Raw genomic sequence first — 25,560 nt, 5'->3', positions numbered from 1 at the left:
AGTTGCCGCCAACATCATCGTCCTCATGACCGTGCTCGCGCTCGGCGGGAGTCTGCGCAGGGTCGAGCATCTGGCGCACGGGACGGTGTCGATCAAGATCGGGATCATCTCGGGCCTGCTGGTCGCGCTCGGAATCGCCTGGCTGACGAATGGCATCACCGACCCGTTGCCGCCGGTGCGGCTGTCCTGGGCGAGCATTCCGATGTTGCTCGGCCTGATCATCACCGTGCAGGGGTTCGAGACGTCGCGCTATCTCGGGCATGACTACCCCGCTGAGATGCGGATCCGGACGATGCGTCACGCACAGTGGATCGCCTCGGGCATCTACCTCGCCTTCATCGCGCTGCTGACGCCGTTCCTGTCGCGGGCTGCAACGACGGAAGGCGTTGCCGGTATTCTCGACATCATGGATTTGATCGCGCCGGCGCTAGGTATCTTCGTCCTGATCGGTGCGGTGTCGAGCCAGCTGAGCGCCGCGGTCGCGGACGAGGCAAAGATAACCCCGTCGCGCGTGCGGGTGGTGCTGCGGCGGCATGGATCACCGTGCGACTGGCGCATACGGCAAGCCGCCCGCACCGCGCTCCACCGCTTGGCGGAAGCCTCCGAGGGAACCAGAGCGGGTCACCGTCCGACCATCGAGGCGTTCGACGGACCCCGGACTGTTGGATTCGAACTGTAAGCCAACCGGCGGAAGGCTGGCGGGATCGGCTACGATCGGACATGGAGCCGGGGTCGACGTCGCCTAGGAGTACGCACCCCATGTTTCTGAAAGGTGCGTTTGGTTTGGCGCTTGCCGTGATACTCGACAGTTGCTCGAAACCCGCAGTGTCGACAGTAAGCCTGTCACCGGACGGAACCATCGGTATCGACGCCGGAATCTCGTCTGCCGGCGCGTTCCAGGTTTCGATCCAGCATCACGACAAAACGCTGATCTCTCCGTCACCGGTAGGGATCCTCCTGGCAGACCGTCCCTTCAGGTCTCTGGTGGAAACAGGCCGCCAGGCCTTCGTCCCGGCGTTCGGCTGCTCAGGCGAGCGGCTGAGCGCCCGCGAGAAGGTTCAGGGTGGTCGGATGGTCGTCCTCGAGACTAGCGCCTGCGATGACGGTGCAGCATTCCGGCTTATCGTCCCGGCGATGGCGGGGCCGGGCAAATGGCGTGTCACCGGAGAGTCGACCCGCTTTGTCACGGCGCGCAACGACGCCTGTCTGGGCGTTCGCCATGCGGAGTTCTTCAACAGTCACGAAGGCGACTACCGGCCCGTTCGCCTGCGCGCGCTGACGCACGACGATCTCTACGATCTCCCCCTTACCTGTGCGACCGGTCAGGCGGGCGAAACCTATGCGCTTACCGAGAGCAACATCGAAAATTACGCCGCTGCGTATCTGACGGGTACGGCATCTGGTGACGGCGTCTCGATCCGACTGACGCCGCGCCCCGATGACGACCGTCTGGCCGCCATATTGCCGGTCCGGCAGCCGATCAAGACGCCGTGGCGCATCGTGATGATCGCCGACCGCCCGGAACGGCTGGTTGAAAATCAAATGGTTCAGCGGCTCGCTGCAAAATCGCGGCTTGCCGATACGACGTGGATACAGCCTGGCAAGGCCGCGTGGGGTTGGTGGTCGGGCCTGCTCGCACCGGATGTGCCCAATGCCGGTCATAATATGGCGACGTACCGGCGCTACATCGACTTTGCCGGGCGCATGGGGCTCCGCTACTATGTCATCGATCAGGGCTGGGCATCCACGCCATCGGGGAGGGGCCGTCCTGCCGATGTGCTGACCCCGGCCAAGGGCATCGACGTGCCTGAACTGGTCGAATATGCCCGGCGCCGCGGTGTCAGGATCTGGTTGTGGACCGACTGGAAATCGCTCGACGGACGCATGGATACCGTCCTGGCGCGCTGGCAGGGCTGGGGCGTGGCGGGGATGAAGGTCGACTTCATCTATCGCCAGGATCAGGCCGTCGTCGGTTTTTATCACCGTCTGCTCGCCACGGCAGCCCAGCGCCGCATGCTGATCAACATGCACGCCGCGTTCGTGCCGCGTGGGCTGGAAACGACGTACCCCAATTTCCTCACCCAGGAAGGGGCGATGGGCAACGAGTATAACCGTTGGAGCCGCAAGGTCACCGCGGGCTATGATGTCAGGGCGGCCTATACGCGTGCGACGATCGGGCCGATGGATTATACGCCGGGCGGGTTCCGCAACGTCACGCCGGCCGCGTTCTCGCCGCAGGCGCCTGCTCCCGAGGTGATGACGACGCGGGCGCATCAACTCGCGCTGTTCGTGCTCTATCCCAGTCCCCTGACGAGCCTTGCCGACGCGCCGGTTGCGTATCGGACATCAGACGGGCGTTGGGCGCCAGGCGTCACCTTCCTCCGCGACGTGCCGACCACATGGGACGAAACCCGCGGCATTGCGGGTGCGATGGGCGAATGGATCGCCGTCGCTCGCCGCAAAGGCAACCGTTGGTACGTGGGCGCGATAACCGACGGCAGGACGAGGGCCGTTTCCCTGCCACTCGCCTTCCTGAAGGACGGACGGTGGACGGTCCGCGCCTGGCTTGACGGCACCACGCCCACCGCGCTCGATCGACGGACAGGCGAGGTCGGCGCTACCGGCACACTGGGCGTCCGCATGTCCGCAAACGGTGGTGCTGCCCTTATTTTCGAACGACCATGAGTCGAAGCCCCACGTGCTGATGGCAAGGTGACGTTCTCATAACTGGGATATGTCAGGGACCAATATCGATAGCATCGGCATTTGCAGGCAACTGTCTCGCCCCGTCGTCATCGTCCTGCACCCACCCGTCGATGCCAAGCCGGTGACACTCGAGACTATGGGGCGACGCGCGTTTGGCAGCCTGTGGGGCCTACCGGTTCACCGTCGGGCCGTCTTGGTGAGGCTCAGTCATGGGCGCTGACTGAGTCTCTGATATGGGGTGGAAGCGCAGATCGCGCTGCGGCACCGGCATCGTGACGCCGTGTTCCTTGAACAGGTCCCATATGCGAAAGAACACGTCGCTCGTGACGTTCCCGACTCCCGCTTCGGGACTGTCGATCCAGATCCGCAGGTCAAATTCGACCCCGTTGTCGCCGAACGCCTTGATCCAGCAGACAGGCGCAGGGTCGGTGAGCACGCGTGGCGAGACGCTCGCGGCCTCGACCGCAAGCCTTTGCGCCAGCCGCAGATCGCAATCGAACGAAACCCGAAACCCGACATGAACCCTGACGTCCCGGCTCGAGAAGGACCAGTTCTCGACTTCGTCGGTCATCAGCCGTTCGTTCGGGATCAGATGCTCCTTGCCGTCACGGGTCAACACCGAAACCGCGCGGACACCGATCTTGTTGACCCAACCGAAGGTATCCCCGACCGCGATGACGTCGCCGGGCTTGATCGATCGATCGAGCAGCAGGATCAGTCCCGCGATCAGGTTGCCGAGTGTCTTCTGGAGGCCGAAACCGATCGCCAGCCCGAACGCTCCCGAGAATACGGCAAGCGCGGTGAGATCAATGCCGAGCAGGTCGATGCCGATGAAAATCGCGAAGGTGACGACCGCGATCTGCGCGAGCTTCTGGAACAGCACCCGTTGCGCCGCATCGAGCACACGTGCCTGGCCGATCCAGCGCAGGATCAAGCCGAGCAACGCGCGGGCGGCGAGGAACAGGAGAAGCGACAACCCCACCGCGTTGACGACGTCGAGCAGCGAGATGCGGCGGGTGCCGATACCCATGCTGGCGCGGTCCAATCCGGCTACCAACGGGGTCAGGCCACCCAGGCGACTTGCGAGCACGATGAACAGCAACGCTGCCGCGATCAGCGACGCCGGCCGGCTTTGCAGGCCAAGCGAACGGGCAATTTCATACGCGAACGCGGCAACGGCGATGGCGAGCGCGGCGGCGAGAAGAAGATCTGCGCCCGGGTCCAGGCCACGGATGCCGAGGAACGCCGCCAGAACCAGGGCTGTCACGCCGGAGCGTGTGAGCGCCATCAGCCGCGATGAGATCACGTCGGCATATTTCGGCGCCAAGGCAGGCAGAAGGTATCGGCAGGCGAGGCGCGCTGCGAGGACGCCAAGAAGAAGCGCGGTACTCAGGATCGCGACAGCGGCAATCAGGTCATGGAACGGTAGCGCCGCCCAACGGTTCAGATAGCTCTGCCACCAAGCAACATGGTCCAACCGGTTTCTCCAATGCCGGTTCCTTAGCGCCGTTCGCCTGACGCGGAAATGCGCTCTCCTTGCTAAAACGTGATGCAGATATCATCGCCTTGAATGAACGTACGTTCAGGTTTCTGGTTGAGAGCGTCGACCCAGGGGCGTGGACCGTGCAAGGACGAGCCTCACGGCCTCTGGAGAATTGACGATGGCCCTGATGGCCCTGCTGCTATTGCCGTTCGCTGCCGCGGCGCTGTTGGCGCTTTGCGCGCGCACGTCGCGCCGGGTCCACATGGCAATCGCGGCAGGGGCGAGCGCGGCGGGGCTGGTCGTGCTGCTGGTCGCGGCGCCGGCCGTGCTTGCGGGGACGCCGATGGTCACGCGGATCGGCTGGGTGCCGGCGCTTGGGCTGAATCTGGACCTCTGGCTCGATCCGTTGGGGTTGCTGTTCGCGGGGCTGATCCTCGGCATCGGCCTGCTGGTCGTGATCTATGCGCAGGGGTATCTTGCGAAGAGCGAGGCGACGGGGCGGTTCCTGTCATGCCTGATGCTGTTCCAGGGGGCGATGGTCGGTATCGCGCTGTCGAGCAACATCCTGTTGATGCTCGTCTTCTGGGAATTGACCAGTCTGTCGTCGTTCCTGCTCATCGGGTTCTGGCGCGATTGCGCCGATGCCCGCCAAGGCGCGCGCATGGCGCTGACGATCACGGGCGGTGGCGGGCTCGCGCTGATTGGCGGCATGCTACTGCTCGGCCAGGCGGCGGGGTCCTACGAGCTTTCGACGATCCTCGGTCGCGTCGACCAGGTCCAGGCCTCGCCGCTCTATCCCGTGATCCTCGTGCTCGTGCTGCTGGGCGCCTTCACCAAGTCGGCGCAGTTCCCGTTTCACTTCTGGTTGCCGCACGCCATGGCTGCCCCGACCCCGGTCAGCGCCTATCTGCACTCTGCGACGATGGTGAAGGCCGGCGTGTTCCTGCTGGCGCGGCTCTGGCCGGTGCTCGCGGGGACCGAGCCCTGGTTCTACATCGTCGCCTCGACCGGCCTGGTCACGATGATCTTCGGCGCGGCAGTCGCGCTGTTCCGGGACGATCTCAAGGCGATCCTGGCCTATTCGACGATAAGCCAGCTCGGGCTGATGGTGATGCTGCTCGGCTTCGGCACGCCCGCCGCCGCGACCGCCGCGATCTTCCACATCCTCAACCATGCGGCCTTCAAGGCGGCGCTGTTCATGAACGCGGGCATTGTCGATCACGAGACGGGCACGCGCGACATCCGCCGGCTCGGCGGGCTGGCCGCGCTGATGCCGATCACCGCGACGCTGGGGACGCTCGCGGTCGCGGCGATGGCGGGACTGCCGCCGCTTGGTGGGTTTATCTCGAAGGAGATGATGCTCGAGCAAAGCGCGCATACCGTCTTTGCGGGTCAGGCCCTCGTCGTGCCGCTGCTGGCGACGATCGCGGCCGTCCTGTCGGTTGCCTATTCGCTGCGCTATGCCACCGGCCTGTTCTTCGGCACACGCCGCACCGGCGAGGTTGCCGCGCCGCACGACCCGAACATGGCGATGTTGGCGCCGCCGGCGATACTCGTACTGATTGCGCTCGCGCTGGGTCTGCTGCCGATGACGGTCGCCGGGCCGCTCGTCGCGGCTGCGGCCGGCGCGGTGGTCGGTGGCCCTGCACCCTCGCTGGACCTGGCGCTCTGGCACGGCATCAATCCGGCACTTGCGATGAGTGTGGCCGCGGTCGCGATCGGTGCCCTCCTGCTTTGGCGACGCGCACCGATCGCGGCATGTTTGGACGGCCGGGCGGCGCTAGACGCCCGGCGCATGTTCGACGCTGCGATGGAGGCGATCGTCGGCGGTACGCGCCGGTTTACGCTCGCGCTGCATGCCGGATCGCTGCAACGCTATCTGCTCGCACTGTTCGTGGTGGCGATCGTGCTGGGCTTCGACGCGGCGCTGACGCCGGGTGGACTGCCGGGCGGGGTCCGGCCGACGATCCCGGCCTCGCCGGTCGCCGTCGTTGCGTGGATCGCGCTGGTCGCGGCCACGCTGGTCGTCGTCATCCGGCAACGGCAGCGTTTTCTCGCGCTGATCGTCATCAGCGTCATCGGCCTCGTCATCGCGCTCATCTTCGTCCACCTTTCGGCGCCCGACCTCGCGCTGACCCAGGTCGCGGTCGAGGTCGTCACCATCCTGCTGATGCTCTTGGCGCTCCACCTCCTGCCCAAGGCGCCGCCGAGCCTGTCGAGCGTATCGCGCAAGGTCCGTGACGCCGTCGTCGGCATCGTCGCAGGGATCGGCACCGGCTGGACCGCCTGGGCGGTGATGACGCGCGAAACACGCGACACCGTGTCGTCCTATCATTGGGCGAACAGCTATTCGGGCGGCGGCGGCAAGAACGTCGTGAACGTGACCCTCGTCGATTTCCGCGCCTTCGACACGCTGGGCGAGATCATCGTGCTGGGCATTGCGGGGCTGGCGATCTTCGCGCTGCTGGAGCCCGCCGCTCGGGGCGTCGCCGGGCGACGGCTGCGCGCATGGCGGGAAGACCTGCCGCATTCGCCCGAGCGCCATCCGATGATGTTCGTCATGGCGGCGCGGTTGCTGATGCCGCTCGCGCTGCTCGTCGGCATGTACATCTTCCTGCGGGGGCATAATCAGCCGGGCGGCGGTTTCATCGCGGCGCTGGTGTTCGCGATCGCGATTCTGCTCCAGTATCTCGCCTCGGGCTTCGACTGGACCGACGAGCGGCGCCGGATCGGGGAGCATCCGCTGATCGCGTCGGGCGTCCTGATCGCAGCCGCGACCGGACTCGGTTCGCTCGTCTTCGGTGCGCCGTTCCTGTCGAGCAGCTTCGGCTATTTCGACGTGCCGCTGATCGGCGAAGTCGAACTGGCGACCGCGACGCTGTTCGACGTCGGCGTGACGTGCGTGGTGCTGGGCGCCGTCATGATGGCGCTGGCGCAACTCAGCCACGTCGCCCAGCGTGCCGCGCGCCACGCCGAGGCCAATGACGAGACGGACGCCATCGACGGAGAGCAGACGCGATGAGCCTGGAATTCCTGATAGCCAGCGCGATCACCGTGCTGACCGCGGGCGGCGTGTATCTCAGCCTGCGCGGTCGCACCTTCCAGGTCGTGCTCGGGCTGACATTGTTGTCCTATGCGGTGAACCTGTTCCTGTTCGCGATCGGTCGGCTGGTCATCGATCGGCCGCCGTTGTTCGCGAAGAACGTGATCGAGCATGCCGACCCCTTGCCACAGGCGCTCGTGCTGACCGCGATCGTCATAACCTTCGGCATGACGGCGCTGGTCGTCATCCTGTCGCTGCGCAGCTTTCTCGAAAGCGGTTCGGACCAGGTCGACGGCATCGCCGACGCCGCCGAGACCCCGGACGACACGAATTTCCGGAAAAACCTGCAATGACCGCGCTCGATCATCTCCTCATCGCGCCGGTCGTGATTCCCGCGGTCGTCGCGCCGCTCGCGCTGCTCGCGATGCGGCGGCGGCGGCGGGTCGGCGTGGCGATCTCGCTTGCCGGGTGCGTCGCGCTGCTCGTCGCCGCGGTCGCGTTGTTCGGCGTGGCGCAGGACGACGCGATCCGCGCCTATCCGCTCGGCGGCTGGCCCGCACCGTTCGGTATCGTCCTCGTGCTCGACCGCCTGTCGGCGATGATGCTGGTGCTGGCGTCCGTCCTTGCGCTCGTCGTGATGAGTCATGCGATCGTGACCGCGGTCGATCGCAAGGGCTGGCATTTCCATCCGCTCTTTCATTTCCAGCTGCTCGGCCTCAACGGTGCGTTCCTGACCGGCGACCTGTTCAACCTGTTCGTGTTCTTCGAGGTGTTGCTGATCGCCTCCTACGGCTTGATGCTCCACGGGCAGGGTGGCGCGCGGCTGAAGGCTGGCGTCGCCTATGTCGTCGTGAACATCGTCGGCTCCGCGATATTCCTGCTCGCGCTGGGGCTGCTCTACGGCCTGACCGGAACGCTCAACATGGCCGATCTCGCGCGGCGGATCGCGGTGCTCGGCGCGCCCGATCAGGGGCTTGTCCGCCTCGCCGGGCTGCTTCTGCTTACCGTCTTCGCGCTGAAGGCCGCGGTCGTGCCGCTCCATCTGTGGTTGCCGCGTACCTACGCCGCGACGATGCCCGTCGTCGCCGCGCTGTTTGCGATCATGACCAAGGTCGGCGTCTATGCGATGATCCGCACCGTGCCGCTGATCTTTGGCGACGCGGCGGGGGCGGCGGCCTGGGTGCCCGCCCCGTGGTTGCTGCCTGCGGCCGTGCTGACCGCGGTCATCGGCTTTGCCGGGGTGCTAGCGGCGCGCGCGATGCGTGAACAGGCTGCGTTCGCGATCCTGGGATCGACGGGGACGCTGTTGCTCGCGGTTTCGTGCTGGACGCAGGCGACGACCGCGGCGGCGCTCTTCTATCTCTTCCACGCGACGCTGGCCGGTGCCGCGCTGTTCCTGGTGGCGGACGTGACCTTGCGCCGGCGCGGTCAATATGGCGACGCGGTCGTACCCAGTCCGCGCTTCGAGGGACAACAGGCCATCGGATTGCTGTTCCTCGGTGCGACGATCGCCGCGGTCGGCCTGCCGCCGCTATCGGGGTTCGTGGCCAAGCTGTTCATCCTCCAGACGACCGCTGGCACCCCGGCCTGGATCGTGATTTGGCCGACCGTGCTCGGTACGACGCTGATCGGTGTCATCGGCTTTTCGCGCAGCGGCAGCACGCTGTTCTGGAAGCCGGCAGCCGAGGATGCCGATACGATCGCGTGCCCCGACCGGACGCGCGCCGAACTCGCCGCGCCTGTCCTGCTGGTGGCATTGCTCGCGGTGCTGACGCTGGCCGCCGGCTGGGCGACCGCACAGACCCAGGCGACCGCCGCACAGATCTTCGCGCCCGAGCGCTATGTCGCTGCCGTTCTGCAGAGAGACCCCCGATGATGAAGCGCGTCCTGCCGCACCCCGCTCTGTCGGCGATGCTGGTCGTCGTCTGGCTGCTGATGGCCAACGAGATCACGCTCGGGGGCTTCCTACTCGGCGGGCTGTTCGGGTTGATCCTGCCCAAGTTCACCGAACCCTTCTGGCCCGATCGGCCGCGGGTCCGGTTCGGCCGCGCGGCGATCGGCTATGTCGGCATCGTCCTGTTCGACATCGTCGTCGCCAATTTCCAGGTTGCCCGCCTCATCCTGTTTCGCCGCAACCGCGATCTTCGGTCGCGCTGGCTGGTCGTTCCGATCGACCTGCAGACACCCGAGGCCATCACGGTATTGGCAGGCACGATCAGCCTGACGCCGGGCACGGTATCCTCCGACGTTTCGGCGGACGGTCTCTCGTTGCTGGTCCATGCGCTAGACGTCGACGACCCGGACGCGGAGATTGCCCGGATCAAATCGCGCTACGAAGCGCGGCTGCAGCGGGTGTTCGCATGATCGCCATCGCCCTTCAGGTCGCGACGGGGTGCGTCGCGCTCGCGCTGCTGTGCAACGGATGGCGCCTGCTCAAGGGGCCGGCGCTCGGCGACCGGATCGTCGCTCTCGACACCATGGTCATCAATGCGATCGCGCTGATCATATTGATCGGGATGATCGGCGAGACCTCGAGCTATTTCGAAGCGGCGCTACTGTTGGCCATGGTCGGTTTCGTCAGCACGATCGCCTATTGCAAGTTCATCCTGCGCGGGGACATCGTCGAATGAGCCAGCTTGTCGATATCGCCGTCACGGCGTTGGTGCTGCTTGGCGCCACTTTCGTCCTCATCGGCAGCTGGGGACTCGTGCGGCTCCCGTCGACGATGGAGCGATTGCATGGCCCGACCAAGGCTACGACGCTGGGGCTGGGGTCTCTCCTGCTGGCATCGGTCGTCTATTTTCACGGCCGGCTCGGCATCTGGACGGCGCATGAGTTGTTGATATCGCTGTTCCTGTTCATCACGGCGCCGATCTCGGCGAACATGATCGCAAAGGTTCATCTGCACCGTCTTCGCATCGCGGAGATCGTGGAGCCCGACAGCATCGCCGGCCCGCCGCCAAGGCCCGAGGGCGATGGCGACTGGGCGACGTTCGAGGCCCCGAAGCGGAACACGCCAGCCTCCACCGCCAATAGCTGACGCGTTCGATAGGCATTTCACCAGAGAACAGCTGCAACGGACCGCCGTGCGCGCGGACGATGCAGTGACCACGCGTTATCTGTGCCGTCGGAGCAGGACGGCGATGTGGCTTGCGCTGTCCTGGCGCAGGTTGTGGCACCGGTAGCGCGATCGACTGTCTTGTGACTTTGACCGGAATAGCGGAGTTATGGTTGGGGTGGCGCATCCTTCTGCGCCGCAGGTTGGGCGGCTTCGTCGCGGTTCATGCCCTCGACCTCGGCAGCCGTCTTGAAGTCCAGCAATTCGACCTGGAAGACGAGATCGGAATTGGCGGGAATAGGCCCCGAAGCCTGGGCGCCATACCCCATGGCTGCCGGAACGCAGAAACGCGCGACCCCGGACCGGGCCATCGTCTGTAATCCTTGCGAGAACCCCGGAATCACGCCGTTAACTGGCAAAGGAGACCGCATTCCCTGGTCGAACACGGCCCCTGTCGTCGCGAGATAGCCAATATAATTTACCAGCACGACATCGCCTGCTGCCGGCTTGGCCCTGGAGCCTGCTCGCAGCATCGTCGATCCCAAGCCGGACGGTGCCGTCGTTGAACACCGCCGTTGCGCTGCCGGTACCACGGGGTTCAGCGGCAACGCGATTATCGTGTTATCCGTCTTGGCATTGGCCTGTCCTGCGGGACGCGGCTTCTGCGCTGGGTTCGCCGCTGCGGTCGCCGGCAGCAGAGCAGTGAGTAGCGGCAGGATCGCGGCGAGGACGAGGCGGGATGAGGCGTGCGAAATAAATGGCATGGCCCCGGCTATATGCAAGGCGCGCTGTCGGCGCCAACTCGTTATCAGGCGAGATGCCACTCCGTCCCCTGGGAACAGCGTCTGCCCGCCGGATCACCGCTTGTGGCGGGACAGGCACGTCCACATCACCTCGTTGCTAACGACCGACCAACTATGCCGCCCGCCCCGCATCACGCGCGCAGCGACGGAGGTGCGGTCGGCGCATTGTGCGTACCTCTGTTCGTACGAACAGGCAGTGACGGCGCGCGCATATGGTCTCGAGCAGCCGTCCAAGGTCGCCCAGCGGTGCAGCGCTGCCGACTGCGAATACTGCCAATAAGTTGCGCCAGCGCCACCCCCAGCGATCGGGTTGGTCGTGTCAGCATCTCCTGCAAAGGCCAGGCCGGGCATAGGCTACGCCGGTGCGACAGTCGCGGGACCGGCTTGTCTCGAATCGGCCGCGAGTACGCGCGTTCCGGCTTCGACGACGGTGATTGACGTCCCGGGATCGTTGATTGCGGGCGACAGCGCGCGACGCAATCTCCGATCGGACCTCAGGCCAAAGCGTGGGTCGTGATCGCAAGGGTGCCTGTCGGGGACTGTAAAGACTCCCTGGATCCGACCGAACTGACCCGCGTCGGGTCTTGTCCGCGAGCATCGGAATAGATCGTCGGCGGCCGGGTCATATTCACCACGCCAATCAGCATATCCGGGGCAATGTTCGTTCCATCGTTTCTTCGATGTCCGAGCGTAAAATTGCTAGTGGTCTGTCTTCTCCATGTCTGACGACCAGCTGGCTCATACAAAATGCGGTGTATTTGATGATGAGCTATCGTGTAGACTCAAAAAATACTTTTACATTTTAGAATATAGAGGTGCTATCTCGGGCCCTACTCTCTAAGCCATTATTTGCCTAAATGGCGGGAACTCCAAATATTTCGGACAAAGCGCCGCGTTGTACCGTGGTGGTGCGAACTGCGATTGATGGCGCATGTCCGAACGTCGAATGATGATTGGATTCTTATTTCTGCATGCGGCAAAACGCTATGTCGGCCGCGGATGGTCTGGCTGGGCTTCATGATACTCGTCCGACGTCTTGCGCCCGCGCGCCGACGCGTCGTTTCGGTTGCCCCCGATCCGACGCCGGCGCACACTAGGGTGGTCTACCAATGAGGAACAATCGCATGAACGCTACCGATGACCGTCGCCGAGCCGGAAGAAGGCACCTCTTGATTGCGGCCGTCGTCGTTCTTGTGGCGATCACAAACTATACCGGCGTGAAAGACGCTGTTCGCGACTTTGAGCATGGCTTCCGGGACGGCTTCGGCGGGCGTTGAGCGGCGCGCCCTCCAACCCGTGTCGCCTATCAAAGCCTGCAACAGGCTGACCGCTTTCCCGCTACGGCCACAGCATCGAGTCCGGCTTGCTGCACCCGTGGCGCGACGGGTTCAGATCCCGTTCGCGATGGGACGGACATGGCCTCCGCCGCCACGTTGGCGTCGATGTGCGCCATCAGCGTCGCAACGATCACCTTCCCGTGACCGTGATGCTAGGGGTCGACCGCGATATCGATGATGTGGAGGAACAGCGCTCCGTCTCCGCATGATGCGACCCATGCCGACCGTCCGGTCAATCCTCTCGCCACGACGACGTCGCGACAACAGCTGCGGCGCGCATGTGCGCAGGGCGTGACCGCGACCTCGCTCTGCCGGCAGGCGCCCGCGACGTTTACTGGCCAAGTATAGTGACAGGTTTTATCTTGGGCGATGCGCAAACTCGCGCGACCAACGCTACGCTGGCGACATTCCAACAGGCATCATCAAGTTCAGAGGCTGCAATAAACTTTACCGGACAAGCAAACGCCCGGACCGTTGCCGATCCGGGCGCCTGCGTGACGATCGCTCGTCAGCCCCCATTTTTGTGCTTCCGCTCTGCACCTTGGGTGCGGCGTAAAAGCAGTCCCCGAACCACGGCCGTTGCCTGTGTCTCAGCGAGGTTTTTGCTAGTTATGTCAGCGGGCTTTGTCACGGTATTTGCGAGAGTGCTGGCACGATTGGATAGGCCCTGTGGCGATTGCGCAACATACCAATCTAGCCATGCGGCAGGACGCAACCAATGGCAGCGCGTGACGCGGGCGCGGTTGCCTCGCGCGGGGCCGCGTCCTAGAGCCACTGGACTGTTTCCCTAACGATCGAACCCGGTTGCCCATGATCCTGTCCCGCTACGAACGGATGATAGCCCGCCGCTATCTGCTGCCGGGCAAGGGCGAGGCGTTCATCTTCCTCGTCGCCTCGATCAGCCTGGTCGCGGTGATGCTCGGTGTCGCCGCGCTTGTCATCGTGATGAGCGTCATGAACGGCTTCCGCGCCGAGCTGTTCGACAAGATCGTCGGGCTCAATGGCCATGCGGTGGTGCAGGGCGTCGGCGGCAAGCTGCCCGATTGGCGCGAGATCGTCGCGCAGGCGCGTTCCACGCCGGGCGTGACCAGCGCGGTGCCGCTGATCGAACAGCCGCTCGCCGCCACCTATAACGGGCGAGCCGAGGCGGTGCTGGTACGCGGCATGCGCGTCGACGACATCCGCCGCAATTCGACGATCCAGAACAAGATCGTGATGGGCTCGCTGTCCTCGATCACGCAAGGGTCCGGCCGGATCGCGATCGGCTCGCGGCTCGCCGAATCGCTCGGCGCGCAGGTCGGCTCGGAGATCTCGCTGTTCAGCCCGCAGGGGCAGACGACGCCGTTCGGCACGGTGCCGCGGATCGTCAGCTACACGGTCGGCGCGATCTTCGAGATCGGCGTCTATGACTACGACAAGGCGTATATCATCATGCCGATCGAGGATGCGCAGACGCTGCTCCTGATGGGCGATGCGGCGGGCATGGTCGAGATCAAGACGGTCAATGCGGACAAGGTCGGCGAGATCCTGAAACCGCTGGCCGACAGGATCGGCGGGCAGGCGATCATCCAGGACTGGCGGACGATGAACGCGCAATTGTTCGAGGCACTCGCGGTCGAGCGGGTGGCGATGTTCACCGTGCTGTCGATCATCATCCTGGTCGCGGTGTTCAACATCCTGTCGTCGCTGATCATGCTGGTGCGCGCCAAGACGCGCGACATCGCGATCCTGCGGACGATGGGCGCGACGCGCGGGGGGCTGATGCGGATCTTCATCGTCGTCGGCACGACGATCGGCGCGCTCGGGACGCTGGCGGGCCTCGTGCTCGGCTTCATCTTCCTGTTCTACCGCCAGGGGGTGGTGGATTTCGTCCAGCTCGTCACTGGGCAGGATTTGTGGGATCCGTCGATCCGCTATCTGACCTTGCTGCCGTCGAAGACCGACCCCGTCGAGATCGTCGTGATCGCGCTGATGGCGCTGATCTTCAGCTTCCTCGCGACGCTCTATCCGGCCTGGAAAGCGGCGAGTACCGACCCCGTGCAGGTGCTGCGTTATGAATAATGGCCTGAAGATCGACCGCCAGATCGAGCGCGATCATGGCTATGTCCTCCAGACGAGCGGGCTGACCAAGAGCTTCACGCAGGGCGGCGCGACGATCGACGTGCTGCGCGGTGTCGACCTGGCGATCGCGCCGGGCGAGATCGTCGCGTTGCTCGGGCCGTCGGGGTCGGGCAAGTCGACGCTGTTGCAGGCGGTCGGGCTGCTCGAAGGTGGCTTCCAGGGATCGATCAAGATCGCGGGGACCGAGGCGTCGAAGCTCAACGCGCATGAGCGCACCGTCGTGCGCCGCGACAGCCTGGGCTTCGTGTACCAATTCCATCACCTGCTCCCAGATTTCAACGCGACCGAGAACGTCGTCCTGCCGCAGCTCGTCCACGGCGCCACGCGCGCCGAGGCGGATGCGCGGTCGGCGGAGTTGCTGACGCAGCTCGGGCTCGGCCACCGCCTGACACACCGCCCGAGCCAGCTTTCGGGCGGCGAGCAGCAACGCGTCGCGGTCGCCCGCGCGCTCGCCAACAAGCCTGCGCTGGTGCTGGCGGACGAGCCGACCGGCAACCTCGACGAGCATACCGCCGACATCGTCTTCGCCGAATTCGTCCGGCTGGTCCGCGAGCAGGGCACCGCGGCGCTGGTCGCGACGCATAACGAGCGCCTCGCCGCGCGGATGGACCGCGTGTTCCGGCTGCACGAGGGGCGGCTGGCATGAGCTGGGACGCGACGCCGACTCTGGTCGGGCGTCACGTCACGCTCCGCCCGCTGGTCGCAGACGACCAGGACGCGCTGGTCGCCGCCGCGTCGGCGGACGATCTGTGGGACCTGTTCTACGCCAATGTCGCGATGATGAAGGCGCCCGATCGCTGGTTCGCCGCCGCGTTGCGCGAACAGGATTTCGGCCGCGCGCGGATCTTCGCGGTGGTCGCGGGCGACGCCGTGGTCGGCTCGACCCGCTTCATGCGGATGAACGCGGCTAACAAGCGTCTCGAGATCGGCGGCACCTTCTACGCCACCGCGGTGCAGCGGACCGGCGTCAACACCGAGGCCAAGCTGATGCTGCTGACCCATGCGTTCGAGACGCTCGGCTGCGAATGCGTCCAGATCCGCACCGACAGCCTCAACAAGCGGTCGCAGGCCGCGATCGAGCGGCTCGGCGCGAAACGCGACGGCGTGCTGCGCGGGCATCAGGTGATGGCGGACGGCCGCTTGCGCGATACCGTCGTGTACAGCATCTTGGCGCACGAATGGCCGGGCGTGCGTCAGAACCTGACGTATCTGCTGAGCCGCCACGGGAGTGCTGCATGACTGCCATCACCGATTTCACCGTCAAGGCCGCCGACGGCACGCCCGCCTCGCTCGAGGCGTATCGCGGCAAGGTGCTGCTGATCGTCAACACCGCGTCGAAATGCGGGTTCACGCCGCAATATGAGGGGCTTGAGGCGCTCCACCGCGACTATGCCGAGCGCGGGTTCGAGGTGCTCGGCTTCCCGTGCAACCAGTTCGGCGGGCAGGAGCCGGGCGATGCGGCGGAGATCGCGAATTTCTGTTCGCTGACCTACGACGTGACGTTTCCGGTGTTCGCGAAGGTGGACGTCAACGGGGGGGATGCGGACCCGTTGTTCGAGCGGCTGAAGGCGGATGCGCCGGGCGTGCTGGGGTCGAAGGCGATCAAATGGAACTTTACCAAGTTCCTCGTCGATCGGGAGGGGAGGGTCGTCGATCGCTATGCGCCGACGACCAAGCCTGCGGATATTCGGGCGGATATCGAGAAGCTGCTTTAGCACTTCGGCTCGCCCCACCACCCCGGCGAAGGCCGGGGCCCAGTTGGAACGGTCGCAGTAAAGAAGCGTAGACCTCGGTTAGGAACGTCCCCCAACTGGGCCCCGGCCTTCGCCGGGGTGGGGTTTGAGGCGGACGGGGTTCGCATCCAAAGAAGCGTGTTCCCCCGCGAAGGCGGGGGCCCAGACTGGACTCCCGCCTTCGCGGGAGAACACTTCTAAAGCGAAAACGCTGGCGCGCCCATCTTACGTGCCGGCGCGGAACGCACCGCGCCGACCCACCCCCCGTCTTCCTGACGAAAGTCAGGACCCAGAGCCACGCACGTCACCGCCCGCGACCCTGGGTCCCGGGTCGAGCCCGGGATGACGGGCAGGGCAAGGCGACCTCACACCCCGCGCCTCAACTCATCGCGTCGCAGCTCGGCTTCTCGCCCAACGCGACTGGTCGAATCACGCCCGAGCGCCTACCTGCCATCGATGCATTCCGGTTACGTCCCGCTCCGCGTCTTCTCCTGCTACACCATGCTCGACGGCGCCATCGATCCGAAGGCGATTGCCAAGCAGGCGCGCGCGCTCGGCTTTCCCGCCGCGGCGCTGACCGATCGCAACGGGCTGTATGCCGCGATGGCCTATTCGGACGCCGCCAAGAAGGACGGCGTCCAGCCGATCATCGGCGTGATGCTCGGGGTGAGCCGCCCCGACATGCCCGACGGCGTCGCCACCCCGTTCGACTGGATCGCGCTCTATGCGCAGAAGACGACCGGCTACGACAATCTGTGCGCGCTCGTCTCGATGGCGCATCTCGACCGCCCGATCGAGATGCCCGCTCATGTCGATTTCGCAGCGCTCGAGCGTCACACCGACGGGCTGATCGCGTTGACCGCGGGGGGCGAGGGCGGTCTCGCGCGGCTTTTCGCCGAAGGGCAGCCCGACCGTGCGCGCGCCTATCTCGACCGGCTGCAGGGGCTTTTCGGAGACCGCCTCTATATCGAGCTCTCGCGCCGCGGCGATGCGACCGAGATCGCCGCCGAGGCGGCGCTGATCGATATCGCCTATGAGCGCAACCTGCCGCTGGTCGCGACCAACCCGTGTTGCTTCACCGAAAGCGCGTTCGGCGACGCGCATGACGCCATGCTCTGCATCGCGCACTCGACCTATGTCGAGACCGAGGACCGCATCCGCAGCTGTCCAGAGGCCTGGATGAAGCCGGCCGCGGTAATGCACGAGATGTTCGCCGACCTGCCCGAGGCGATCGCCAACACGCTCGTCGTCGCCCAGCGCTGCGCGGTGATGGCGCCGTACCGCAAGCCGATCCTCCCCAGCCTCGCCGGCGATATCGAAGGCGAGGCCAAGCTGCTGCGCGACGACGCCGAGGCCGGTCTCGAAAAGCGTCTGGCGCGGATCACCGAGCTTCACGGGGAAGGCGAGGACGGCTGGCGCGAGGTGTATCGCAAGCGCCTCGCGTTCGAGGTCGACGTGATCGTCCAGATGGGGTTTCCCGGCTATTTCCTGATCGTCGCCGACTTCATCAAATGGGCGAAGGATCACGACATTCCGGTCGGCCCGGGCCGTGGCTCGGGCGCAGGCTCGGTCGTCGCCTGGGCGCTGACGATCACCGATCTCGATCCGATCAAGCTGGGGCTGCTGTTCGAGCGCTTCCTGAACCCCGAACGCGTGTCGATGCCCGATTTCGACATCGATTTCTGCGAAACCCGGCGTGTCGAGGTGATCCGCTACGTCCAGGAGAAATACGGCCGCGATCAGGTCGCGCAGATCATCACCTTCGGAAAGCTGAAGGCACGCGCGGTGTTGAAGGATACCGGCCGCGTGCTGCAGATGAGCTATGGCCAGATCGACCGGCTCGCAAAGCTCGTCCCCAACCACCCGACCGATCCCTGGACGCTGGAGCGCGCGCTGAACGGCGTCGGCGAGCTCGCCAAGGAATATGCCAACGACAATGGTGTGCGCAAACTGCTCGATCTGGCGATGAAGCTGGAGGGGTTGCCGCGTCACTCGTCGACGCACGCGGCTGGCGTGGTGATCGGCGACCGGCCGCTCGCGCAGCTCGTGCCGCTCTACCGCGATCCGCGCTCGGACATGCCCGTCACGCAGTTCGACATGAAATATGTCGAGGGCGCGGGCCTCGTGAAGTTCGATTTTCTCGGGCTGAAGACGCTCTCGGTGCTCCAGAAGGGCGTCCAGCTGCTCGCCAAGCGCGGCGTGAAGGTCGATCTCGACGCGCTCGAATGGGATGACGCGGGCGTCTACGCGCTGCTCCAGAAGGGCGACACGGTCGGCGTGTTCCAGCTCGAATCCGAAGGCATGCGTCGCACGCTGTCCGCGGTCCGCCCGTCCAATTTCGGCGACATCATCGCGCTCGTGTCGCTGTACCGACCGGGCCCGATGGACAATATCCCGTCGTTCGGCCGCCGCAAGAACGGCACCGAGACGATCGAATATCCGCACCCCGCGCTCGAAACGATCCTGTCGGAGACCTACGGGATCTTCGTCTACCAGGAACAGGTCATGCAGGCCGCGCAGATCCTCGCCGGCTTCTCGCTCGGCGGCGCCGATCTGCTGCGCCGCGCGATGGGCAAGAAGATCAAGGCCGAGATGGACGCGCAGCGCGCGATCTTCGTCGAGGGCTGCGCCAAGGTGAACAACATTCCGAAGGCCAAGGCCAACGAGCTGTTCGACTTGATCGACAAGTTCGCGGGCTATGGTTTTAACAAGAGCCACGCGGCCGCCTATGCGCTGCTCGCCTATCAGACCGCGTGGCTGAAGGCGCATTACCCGCACGAATTCTTCGCCGCCTCGATGTGCTACGACCTCCACCAGACCGACAAGCTGGCGATCTTCACGGACGACATGCGGCGCCTCGGGATCACGTCGCTGCCGCCGTGCATCAATGCGAGTCAGGCCGAGTTCGACGTCGAGCCGCATGAGGACGGGCTCGCCGTCCGCTATGCGCTCGGTGCGCTCAAGAGCGTCGGCGAAGGCGCGATGGAGAAGCTCGTCGTCGAGCGCGTCGAGAACGGTCCGTTCGCCGGGCTCGACCAGCTGGCCAAGCGAGTCGATCCGCGGCTGCTCAACAAGCGCCAGCTCGAGACGCTCGCCGCCGCGGGCGCGTTCGACTCGTTCGAGCCCAATCGTGCCGGCATCCATGCGACCGCCGAGACGATCCTCGCGATCGCCGCGCGCACGCACGAGCAGAAGACTAGCGGGCAGGGCGGTCTGTTCGGCGATGCCGAGCCCGCGGGCGACGCGATCAAGCTACCGCCGTCGGTGCGCTGGACGCTCAGCCAGCGGATGGATCAGGAGAAGGAGGCGTTCGGCTTCTATTTCTCCGCGCACCCGGTCGATCGCCACCGCCACATCGCCAACAGCCACGGCGCGCGCGCCTATACCGCGCTGTCCGAGCTCAACATCCCCGACGACGGCAGCCGCGCGGGCGCGACGATGGCGGTGCTGGTCGAGGACGCGCGCTACCGCACCTCCGCGCGCGGCAAGCGCTTCATGATGGCGCAGTGTTCGGACGCGAGCGGCCAGTTCATGGCGACGTGCTTCGACGAGCAGGTCTCGAAGGATCTCGAGGAGGCGGCCAAGGCCGGCGGCTGCGGGCTCATCACCGTCGAGCTCGATCGCAAGCCCGGCGAGGACACGCCGCGCATCAGCATCAAACGCATCCAGCCGTTCGAGGGACTCGCCAACCTCGCGCGGTTCCAGGTGGTGGTGACGATCTCGGACATGGCCGCGTTCGCCGGGCTCGCATCGTTGCTCGCCGACCATCGCGGTGCGCGCGGCGAGGTTCGCGTGAAGGCGCAACTGCCCGATGGCGAGCTGTGCGTGCTGCTCGGCCGCGACTTCCTGCTCGACGGCGAACTTGCGGAGCACATCGAGTCGTTGCACGGTGTGACCAAGGTAGAGCTAAAGACCTCTGAAACGAGGCTCGCTCTGGTCGGATAACTGCTTGGGAGAGCGTGAATGCGTGGTGGAATGCAGGATTTCGAGCTTCGAGTCCCCCGGCTGATCGACCACGCCGCCCGCGAACACGGCCATCGGGAACTCGTCAGCTACTGGGCCGACGGCCGCGAGACCCGCACGACCTGGTCGGGCGTTTCGCGCGACGCGCGCAAGCTCGCGCAGGCGCTCGAAAAGCTCGGCGTCGCGGCCGGCGATCGCGTCGCGACGCTCGCGATGAACCACGCGCATCACCTCGTCGCCTGGTACGGCACGATCGGGATGGGCGGCGTGATCCACACGATCAACCCGCGCCTGTTCGACGAACAGCTCGTCTACATCGCCAACCACGCCGAAGACCGCGTGATGCTCTACGACAAGGCGTTCCAGCCGCTCGTCGACCGGCTGCGCGGGCTATGGACCAGCGTCCGCCACTATATCTGCTTCGACGATCTCGGCGCCGACGGCTTCCAGGCGCTGCTCGACGCCGAGGATAGCGACTATGACTGGGTCGAAGGGCCGGAGCGCGATCCGTGCATGCTCTGCTACACCAGCGGCACCACGGGTAATCCCAAGGGCGTGCTCTACACGCACCGCTCGACGATGATCCACGCGATGGCCGAGGTCGCGCCCTGGGTGTTCGATCTGTCCCCCAATGCCGTGGTGTTGCCGGTCGTGCCGATGTTCCACGCCGCTGCCTGGGGGCTGCCGTTCGCCTGCGCGCTGTCGGGGGCGAAGGTGGTCTATTCCGCGGTCAACGATCCCACGGTGCTGTGCCGGCTGATGAACGACGAGAAGGTGACGCACTCCGCCGGCGTGCCGACCGTGTGGCTTGCGATGTTCGGCCATATGGACGCGACCGGCGATGCGCCGCGCCATCTGAAGCAGGTGACGATCGGCGGATCGGCGGCGCCGCGCGCGATGATCGACCGGATCATGCGAATGGGCGCCACCGTGAAGCATCTCTGGGGCATGACCGAGACCTCGCCGATCGGCACCGCAGGCTTCGCGCCGCCGCACTGGGACGACATGACGCACGACGAGAAGCTCGATCTCGTCGGCAAGCAGGGCAGCGTGCCCTTCGGGATCGAACTGCGCATCGTCGACGACGAGGGGAAGGTCCTCCCGCGCGACGGCTCGATCGCGGGCAAGCTCCAGGTCCGCGGGCCGTGGGTGGTCCAGCGCTATTTCGGCGCGGACGCGGATGCGGTCGACGCGGACGGCTGGTTCGACACCGGCGACGTCGCGATGCTCCACACCGACGGCACGATGCAGATCACCGATCGCTCGAAGGACGTCATCAAGTCCGGCGGCGAATGGATCAGTTCGGTCGATCTCGAAAACGCTGCGGTCGGCTGTCCCGGCGTCGCGGAAGCGGCGGCGATCGGCGTGTATCATCCCAAATGGGACGAACGCCCGCTGCTGATCGTGGTGCGCAAACCCGGCGGCGACGTCGGCGATCAGGCGATCCTCGATCACCTGTCGAAGCACGTCGCCAAATGGTGGCTCCCCGACGCGATCGTCTTCGTCGATGAGCTGCCGCACACCGCGACGGGGAAGCTGCTCAAAACGGCGTTGCGCGACCGCTTCAAGGATTTCGCGCTGGCGGCGGCGTAAGGCGGCGGCGTTCGACTGACTCGCCGCGCCACTGACGTTTGAGACACCGAAGTCGGCCACAGCAACGTCCGTCATCCCAGCGCAAGCTGGGATCTCCCGGTTCGGGTCTCGGCGCACACCACGCAGAGATCCCAGCGTTCGCTGGGATGACGGATCGGGCGAAGCGGCGGACGGGAGAGGTTGGTCAATACGCCGAAGGGAGGCACCACGGCGTACTAACCCGCCCCAACATTTCGCACTTGCACAATGCCTACGATCCAGCGAGCTTGTCACAATGACAGTCGGCCCCCCGATCCTGCGTACCGGCGCGAACGAGGCGAATGCCGTCACGCTGCCCGCGCGGCCGGAGGCGCTGCGTCTCGATCCCGCCGAAACCGCGGTGATCGTCATCGACATGCAGAATGCCTATGCGTCGCCCGGCGGCTATGTCGACACCGCGGGCTTCGACATCGCCGGCGCGGCCGCCACGATCGCGCAGATCGCCAAGGTCCTCGCCACGGCCCGCGCCACAGCGATGCCTGTAGTCTTCCTCCAGAACGGCTGGGACCCCGACTATATCGAGGCCGGCGGCCCCGGCTCGCCCAACTGGCACAAATCCAATGCGCTCAAGACGATGCGCGCGCGCCCCGAGCTGCAGGGCCAGTTCCTCGCCCGCGGCGGCTGGGATTACGAGATCGTCGACGCGCTGAAACCGCAGCCGGGTGACATCCGCGTCCACAAGACGCGCTATTCGGCGTTCTTCAATTCGCAGCTCGACAGCACCCTGCGCAGCCGCGGCATCCGCAACCTCGTCTTCGTCGGCATCGCCACCAACGTCTGCGTCGAGAGCACGCTGCGCGACGGCTTCCACCTCGAATATTTCGGCGTGATGCTGGAGGATGCGACGCACCATCTCGGCCCGCCCGAGATGCAGGCTGCCACCGTCTACAATGTCGAGAAGTTCTTCGGCTGGGTCAGCACCGTCGGCGATTTCTACGGTTCGTTCGGGCAGTTGCCGAAGTGATCGGCGATCCCTTGTTCCCTCGCGAACGCGGGGGCCCAGGAATCACGAACGATATCGCCTGCGACCCTGGACCCCCGCCTTCGCGGGGGAACGGCTTGGCGATGGTGAGCACGTAGAAGGAAAACACATGCCGTTCGACGCCGTCAACCCGCCGCAGTTCCCGACTCCGATCGCGCCCTATTCGGCGGCGGCGAAGGCCGGCAACACGGTCTACGTCTCGGGGGTGCTGGCGCTGGGCGAGGGGGGCATCGTGCTCCATGTCGGCGACGCCGCAGCGCAGACCCGCGCGGTGCTGGAGACGATCAAGGCCACGCTCGAGGCCGCGGGCGCGACGATGGCGGATATCGCCTTCAACCATATCTTCCTGAAAGACCTCGCCGACTATGCCGCGTTCAACACGGTGTATGCGGAGTATTTCCCCGGCCCCAAGCCCGCACGCTACTGCATCAAGACCGAGCTGGTGAAACCCGACTGCCTTGTCGAGATCGCCAGCATCGCCCACCTCGCCTGATGCCCAACGCAGGCGGCATCCACTGGGAGTCGAACGGCCAGCCGGACGGCCCGGCGATCCTGTTGTCGAGCGGTCTTGGCGGATCGGGCAGCTATTGGCAGCCCAATCTCGCCGCGCTCGGCGCCGGGCACCGCGTGATCACCTATGATCACCGCGGCACCGGGCGCTCCGATCGCCATGTCGCGGGCGACCTGACCGTGGAGGCGATGGCCGCGGACGTCGTCGCGCTGATGGATGCGATCGGGCTCGATCGCTGCACCTTTATCGGCCACGCGCTCGGTGGGCATATCGGGCTGGCGCTCGCGCTCACAGTGCCCACCCGGCTCGACCGGCTCGTCGTGATCAACGGCTGGGCCAAGCTCGACCTCCACACCGCGCGCTGTTTCGACACGCGGCTCGCACTGCTGCGCAACAGCGGCCCGCGCGCGTATCTCCACGCGCAGCCGCTGTTCCTCTACCCGCCGCAATGGATTGCCGATCACCACGACGAGCTTCAGGACGAGGAGGAGGCGATGCTCGCGCATTTCCCCGGTGCGGACATGATCGAGCGGCGGGTGGCGGCGGTGCGGCGCTTCAACATCGCCGGCCGCCTCGACGAGATCCGCGTGCCGACGCTGCTGGTCGCGTCCGACGACGATATGCTGGTGCCGCCGTCCGCCTCCGAAAAGCTCGCGGCGGGCATCCCCGGCGCGCAGCTCGCGCGGATGGCGGTCGGCGCGCACGCGTGCAACGTGACGCGTGCGGCGCATTTCAACATGTGGCTGCTCGACTGGCTCGACGACGAATAGGGAGCATCCAATGCAGGTCGGCGTCTTCGTTCCCATCAACAACAATGGCTGGCTGATCAGCGAGACTGCGCCGCAGTACAAACCCAGTTTCGACCTCAATAAGGCGATCGCGCAGGCGGCCGAAAAGCATGGCCTCGATTTCCTGCTGTCGATGATCAAGCTGCGCGGCTTTGGCGGCAAGACCGAGTTCTGGGACTATGGGCTGGAGAGCTTCACGCTGATGGCCGGGCTCGCCGCGGTCACGGAGCGGATCAAGATCTTCGCGACCTGCCCGACGCTGCTGATCCCGCCCGCTTATGCCGCGCGGATGTGCAACACGATCGATTCGATCAGCCATGGCCGGTTCGGGCTGAACCTCATCACAGGCTGGCAGCCGCCCGAATATACGCAGATGGGCATGTGGCCCGGCGACACGCATTTCCGCAATCGCTACACTATGCTTGAAGAATATGCGCACATCCTGCGCGAGCTGTGGGAGGAGGGAACGTCCGACTTCAAGGGCGACTATTACCAGATGACCGACTGCCGCGTCTGGCCCAGGCCGACCGGTGACATGAAGATCATCTGTGCCGGATCGTCCGATGACGGCCTAGCCTTCTCCGCCAAATGGGCGGACTATGCCTTCTGCCTCGGCAAGGGCGTCAACACGCCTACGGCGTTCGCAGTCAACAACGAACGCCTCGCGCTCGCGACCGCGAAGACCGGCCGCGACGTGCAGGTCTTCGTCCTGATCATGATCATCGCCGCCGAAACCGACGATGAAGCGATGGCCAAGTGGCAGCATTACAACGCCGGCGTCGATGTCGAGGCGATCGCCTGGCTGATGGATCAGGGCGCCAAGGACACGCACAACACGGACACCAACGTCCGCCAGCTCGCCGCCCCCGAAGGCGCGGTGAACATCAACATGGGCACACTGGTCGGCTCGTACGAAAGCGTCGCGCGGATGCTCGACGAGATGGCCGCGGTGCCGAACACCGGAGGCGTGTTGCTGACCTTCGACGATTTCCTCGAAGGGGTGGAGGCGTTCGGGACGCGGATCCAGCCGCTTATGACGAGCCGGGCGAGCGTGGCCTAGGCTGAACGCCTCTGCGCCAGAGCCGCGCGTTGCCCATCGCTAGGGGGGCTCGCGCCAGACCAGATGGCAGGGGCGCGGAGAGGGATGGGTTAGGCAGTCACCACCCCTCTACCACCCCGGCGAAGGCCGGGGCCCAGTTGGGGGACGGCGATAACGAGACGCGGATCTCCGTTACAACGACCTTTCCAACTTGGCCCCGGCCTTCGCCGGGGTGGTGCGGGGGTTGGCATGGCTGAGCTCGCCGCCCGTCTTGGGGGATGGCACTTCAGCAATCCACAAACCCCGTCTCCCTGCGAAGGCGGGGACCCAGACTGGACTCCCGCCTTCGCGGGCAAACAAC

21 protein-coding genes and 1 pseudogene are annotated in these 25,560 nt (G+C 65.6%); 19 read left to right on the top strand and 3 right to left on the bottom strand.

The window, feature by feature from the left end; translation table 11 throughout:
* Nucleotides 1-25: 25 nt before the first annotated feature.
* Both ASF00_RS14565 and ASF00_RS14560 read left to right on the top strand, forming a co-directional pair.
* Nucleotides 26-679 carry a hypothetical protein gene (locus ASF00_RS14565; RefSeq protein WP_055880796.1) on the top strand — a complete coding sequence of 218 codons (654 nt, stop codon included), beginning with the start codon at nucleotides 26-28 and terminating at the stop codon, nucleotides 677-679.
* 80 nt (nucleotides 680-759) lie between these two features.
* Nucleotides 760-2,685, top strand: a complete 1,926-nt coding sequence (locus ASF00_RS14560; RefSeq protein ID WP_162233596.1) for a glycoside hydrolase family 97 protein — start codon at nucleotides 760-762, stop codon at nucleotides 2,683-2,685.
* 190 nt (nucleotides 2,686-2,875) lie between these two features.
* On the opposite strand, the gene ASF00_RS14555 is transcribed toward ASF00_RS14560, so the two are convergent.
* A complete protein-coding gene (locus ASF00_RS14555; RefSeq protein ID WP_082463476.1) occupies nucleotides 2,876-4,183 on the bottom strand; it encodes a mechanosensitive ion channel family protein in 1,308 nt (435 codons plus the stop codon).
* Between the two features lie 184 nt (nucleotides 4,184-4,367).
* On the opposite strand from ASF00_RS14555, the gene ASF00_RS14550 reads away from it, so the two are divergent.
* The 6 genes from ASF00_RS14550 to ASF00_RS14525 are packed head-to-tail and all read left to right on the top strand — an operon-like array spanning nucleotide 4,368 to nucleotide 10,272.
* Nucleotides 4,368-7,211: a monovalent cation/H+ antiporter subunit A gene (locus tag ASF00_RS14550; protein WP_055880791.1), complete on the top strand. Its 2,844-nt coding sequence runs from the start codon at nucleotides 4,368-4,370 to the stop codon at nucleotides 7,209-7,211.
* The gene (locus ASF00_RS14545; RefSeq protein ID WP_200910553.1) at nucleotides 7,208-7,585 is read left to right on the top strand and encodes a Na+/H+ antiporter subunit C; all 378 of its coding nucleotides are present in this window, start codon (nucleotides 7,208-7,210) and stop codon (nucleotides 7,583-7,585) included. The genes ASF00_RS14550 and ASF00_RS14545 overlap by 4 nt, the downstream gene beginning before the upstream one ends.
* A complete protein-coding gene (locus ASF00_RS14540) occupies nucleotides 7,582-9,108 on the top strand; it encodes a monovalent cation/H+ antiporter subunit D (RefSeq protein WP_055880786.1) in 1,527 nt (508 codons plus the stop codon). The genes ASF00_RS14545 and ASF00_RS14540 overlap by 4 nt, the downstream gene beginning before the upstream one ends.
* A complete protein-coding gene (locus tag ASF00_RS14535; RefSeq protein WP_055880783.1) occupies nucleotides 9,105-9,596 on the top strand; it encodes a Na+/H+ antiporter subunit E in 492 nt (163 codons plus the stop codon). Before ASF00_RS14540 ends, ASF00_RS14535 begins: the two co-directional genes overlap by 4 nt.
* The gene (locus ASF00_RS14530) at nucleotides 9,593-9,862 is read left to right on the top strand and encodes a K+/H+ antiporter subunit F (protein ID WP_055880778.1); all 270 of its coding nucleotides are present in this window, start codon (nucleotides 9,593-9,595) and stop codon (nucleotides 9,860-9,862) included. Before ASF00_RS14535 ends, ASF00_RS14530 begins: the two co-directional genes overlap by 4 nt.
* Entirely contained in the window at nucleotides 9,859-10,272 is a 414-nt protein-coding gene (locus ASF00_RS14525) for a Na+/H+ antiporter subunit G (protein ID WP_055880774.1), read from the top strand. Before ASF00_RS14530 ends, ASF00_RS14525 begins: the two co-directional genes overlap by 4 nt.
* Before the next feature lie 185 nt (nucleotides 10,273-10,457).
* Here ASF00_RS14525 and ASF00_RS18115 read toward each other — a convergent pair whose 3' ends face one another.
* A complete protein-coding gene (locus ASF00_RS18115; RefSeq protein WP_156348381.1) occupies nucleotides 10,458-11,054 on the bottom strand; it encodes an FKBP-type peptidyl-prolyl cis-trans isomerase in 597 nt (198 codons plus the stop codon).
* Between the two features lie 393 nt (nucleotides 11,055-11,447).
* Nucleotides 11,448-11,714, bottom strand: a pseudogene (locus ASF00_RS18600) (DUF2254 family protein); the annotation flags it as partial.
* A 503-nt stretch (nucleotides 11,715-12,217) separates the two neighbouring features.
* Here ASF00_RS18600 and ASF00_RS18595 point away from each other — a divergent pair.
* The 11 genes from ASF00_RS18595 to rutA all read left to right on the top strand — a co-directional run bounded on the left by ASF00_RS18595 (nucleotide 12,218) and on the right by rutA (nucleotide 25,220).
* Nucleotides 12,218-12,370, top strand: a complete 153-nt coding sequence (locus ASF00_RS18595; RefSeq protein WP_156348380.1) for a hypothetical protein — start codon at nucleotides 12,218-12,220, stop codon at nucleotides 12,368-12,370.
* Nucleotides 12,371-13,240: 870 nt separating this feature from the next.
* Nucleotides 13,241-14,491, top strand: coding sequence for a lipoprotein-releasing ABC transporter permease subunit (locus ASF00_RS14515; RefSeq protein ID WP_055880768.1), 1,251 nt, complete (start codon nucleotides 13,241-13,243; stop codon nucleotides 14,489-14,491).
* Nucleotides 14,484-15,197 carry an ABC transporter ATP-binding protein gene (locus ASF00_RS14510; protein WP_055880764.1) on the top strand — a complete coding sequence of 238 codons (714 nt, stop codon included), beginning with the start codon at nucleotides 14,484-14,486 and terminating at the stop codon, nucleotides 15,195-15,197. Before ASF00_RS14515 ends, ASF00_RS14510 begins: the two co-directional genes overlap by 8 nt.
* On the top strand, nucleotides 15,194-15,790 hold the full coding sequence (locus tag ASF00_RS14505; protein ID WP_055880761.1) for a GNAT family N-acetyltransferase: 597 nt from the start codon (nucleotides 15,194-15,196) through the stop codon (nucleotides 15,788-15,790). The genes ASF00_RS14510 and ASF00_RS14505 overlap by 4 nt, the downstream gene beginning before the upstream one ends.
* Nucleotides 15,787-16,266: a glutathione peroxidase gene (locus ASF00_RS14500; RefSeq protein WP_055880758.1), complete on the top strand. Its 480-nt coding sequence runs from the start codon at nucleotides 15,787-15,789 to the stop codon at nucleotides 16,264-16,266. The genes ASF00_RS14505 and ASF00_RS14500 overlap by 4 nt, the downstream gene beginning before the upstream one ends.
* A 474-nt stretch (nucleotides 16,267-16,740) precedes the next feature.
* Nucleotides 16,741-20,229, top strand: coding sequence for a DNA polymerase III subunit alpha (dnaE, locus tag ASF00_RS14495; protein WP_055880753.1), 3,489 nt, complete (start codon nucleotides 16,741-16,743; stop codon nucleotides 20,227-20,229).
* Between the two features lie 18 nt (nucleotides 20,230-20,247).
* The gene (locus ASF00_RS14490) at nucleotides 20,248-21,840 is read left to right on the top strand and encodes a long-chain fatty acid--CoA ligase (RefSeq protein ID WP_055880750.1); all 1,593 of its coding nucleotides are present in this window, start codon (nucleotides 20,248-20,250) and stop codon (nucleotides 21,838-21,840) included.
* A 274-nt stretch (nucleotides 21,841-22,114) separates the two neighbouring features.
* A complete protein-coding gene (gene rutB / locus ASF00_RS14485) occupies nucleotides 22,115-22,843 on the top strand; it encodes a pyrimidine utilization protein B (RefSeq protein ID WP_055880745.1) in 729 nt (242 codons plus the stop codon).
* A gap of 127 nt (nucleotides 22,844-22,970) precedes the next feature.
* A complete protein-coding gene (rutC, locus tag ASF00_RS14480; protein WP_055880741.1) occupies nucleotides 22,971-23,354 on the top strand; it encodes a pyrimidine utilization protein C in 384 nt (127 codons plus the stop codon).
* A complete protein-coding gene (gene rutD / locus ASF00_RS14475) occupies nucleotides 23,354-24,142 on the top strand; it encodes a pyrimidine utilization protein D (RefSeq protein WP_055880737.1) in 789 nt (262 codons plus the stop codon). Before rutC ends, rutD begins: the two co-directional genes overlap by 1 nt.
* Nucleotides 24,143-24,152: 10 nt before the next feature.
* Complete coding sequence (gene rutA, locus ASF00_RS14470; protein ID WP_055880733.1) at nucleotides 24,153-25,220, top strand: pyrimidine utilization protein A; 1,068 nt, start codon at nucleotides 24,153-24,155, stop codon at nucleotides 25,218-25,220.
* The last annotated feature ends 340 nt before the right edge of the window (nucleotides 25,221-25,560 follow it).

Source organism: Sphingomonas sp. Leaf34, from assembly GCF_001421805.1.
Classification (GTDB): Bacteria; Pseudomonadota; Alphaproteobacteria; order Sphingomonadales; family Sphingomonadaceae; genus Sphingomonas.
The sequence above is the reverse complement of the archived record's forward strand: the minus strand, read 5'-3'. Positions and strand labels throughout refer to the sequence as shown.

What these genes read in the sequence shown, in the direction of transcription:
- ASF00_RS14500 (WP_055880758.1), top strand. Translation starts at nt 15,787, where the DNA reads ATGACTGCCATCACCGATTTCACCGTCAAGGCCGCCGACGGCACGCCC.
- ASF00_RS14560 (WP_162233596.1), top strand. Translation starts at nt 760, where the DNA reads ATGTTTCTGAAAGGTGCGTTTGGTTTGGCGCTTGCCGTGATACTCGAC.
- ASF00_RS18595 (WP_156348380.1), top strand. Translation starts at nt 12,218, where the DNA reads ATGAACGCTACCGATGACCGTCGCCGAGCCGGAAGAAGGCACCTCTTG.
- ASF00_RS14490 (WP_055880750.1), top strand. Translation starts at nt 20,248, where the DNA reads ATGCGTGGTGGAATGCAGGATTTCGAGCTTCGAGTCCCCCGGCTGATC.
- ASF00_RS14565 (WP_055880796.1), top strand. Translation starts at nt 26, where the DNA reads ATGACCGTGCTCGCGCTCGGCGGGAGTCTGCGCAGGGTCGAGCATCTG.
- rutB (WP_055880745.1), top strand. Translation starts at nt 22,115, where the DNA reads ATGACAGTCGGCCCCCCGATCCTGCGTACCGGCGCGAACGAGGCGAAT.
- rutA (WP_055880733.1), top strand. Translation starts at nt 24,153, where the DNA reads ATGCAGGTCGGCGTCTTCGTTCCCATCAACAACAATGGCTGGCTGATC.
- ASF00_RS14505 (WP_055880761.1), top strand. Translation starts at nt 15,194, where the DNA reads ATGAGCTGGGACGCGACGCCGACTCTGGTCGGGCGTCACGTCACGCTC.
- ASF00_RS14550 (WP_055880791.1), top strand. Translation starts at nt 4,368, where the DNA reads ATGGCCCTGATGGCCCTGCTGCTATTGCCGTTCGCTGCCGCGGCGCTG.
- ASF00_RS14515 (WP_055880768.1), top strand. Translation starts at nt 13,241, where the DNA reads ATGATCCTGTCCCGCTACGAACGGATGATAGCCCGCCGCTATCTGCTG.
- ASF00_RS14540 (WP_055880786.1), top strand. Translation starts at nt 7,582, where the DNA reads ATGACCGCGCTCGATCATCTCCTCATCGCGCCGGTCGTGATTCCCGCG.
- ASF00_RS14535 (WP_055880783.1), top strand. Translation starts at nt 9,105, where the DNA reads ATGATGAAGCGCGTCCTGCCGCACCCCGCTCTGTCGGCGATGCTGGTC.
- ASF00_RS14525 (WP_055880774.1), top strand. Translation starts at nt 9,859, where the DNA reads ATGAGCCAGCTTGTCGATATCGCCGTCACGGCGTTGGTGCTGCTTGGC.
- ASF00_RS14530 (WP_055880778.1), top strand. Translation starts at nt 9,593, where the DNA reads ATGATCGCCATCGCCCTTCAGGTCGCGACGGGGTGCGTCGCGCTCGCG.
- ASF00_RS14545 (WP_200910553.1), top strand. Translation starts at nt 7,208, where the DNA reads ATGAGCCTGGAATTCCTGATAGCCAGCGCGATCACCGTGCTGACCGCG.
- rutC (WP_055880741.1), top strand. Translation starts at nt 22,971, where the DNA reads ATGCCGTTCGACGCCGTCAACCCGCCGCAGTTCCCGACTCCGATCGCG.
- rutD (WP_055880737.1), top strand. Translation starts at nt 23,354, where the DNA reads ATGCCCAACGCAGGCGGCATCCACTGGGAGTCGAACGGCCAGCCGGAC.
- dnaE (WP_055880753.1), top strand. Translation starts at nt 16,741, where the DNA reads ATGCATTCCGGTTACGTCCCGCTCCGCGTCTTCTCCTGCTACACCATG.
- ASF00_RS14510 (WP_055880764.1), top strand. Translation starts at nt 14,484, where the DNA reads ATGAATAATGGCCTGAAGATCGACCGCCAGATCGAGCGCGATCATGGC.
- ASF00_RS18115 (WP_156348381.1), bottom strand. Translation starts at nt 11,054, where the DNA reads ATGCCATTTATTTCGCACGCCTCATCCCGCCTCGTCCTCGCCGCGATC.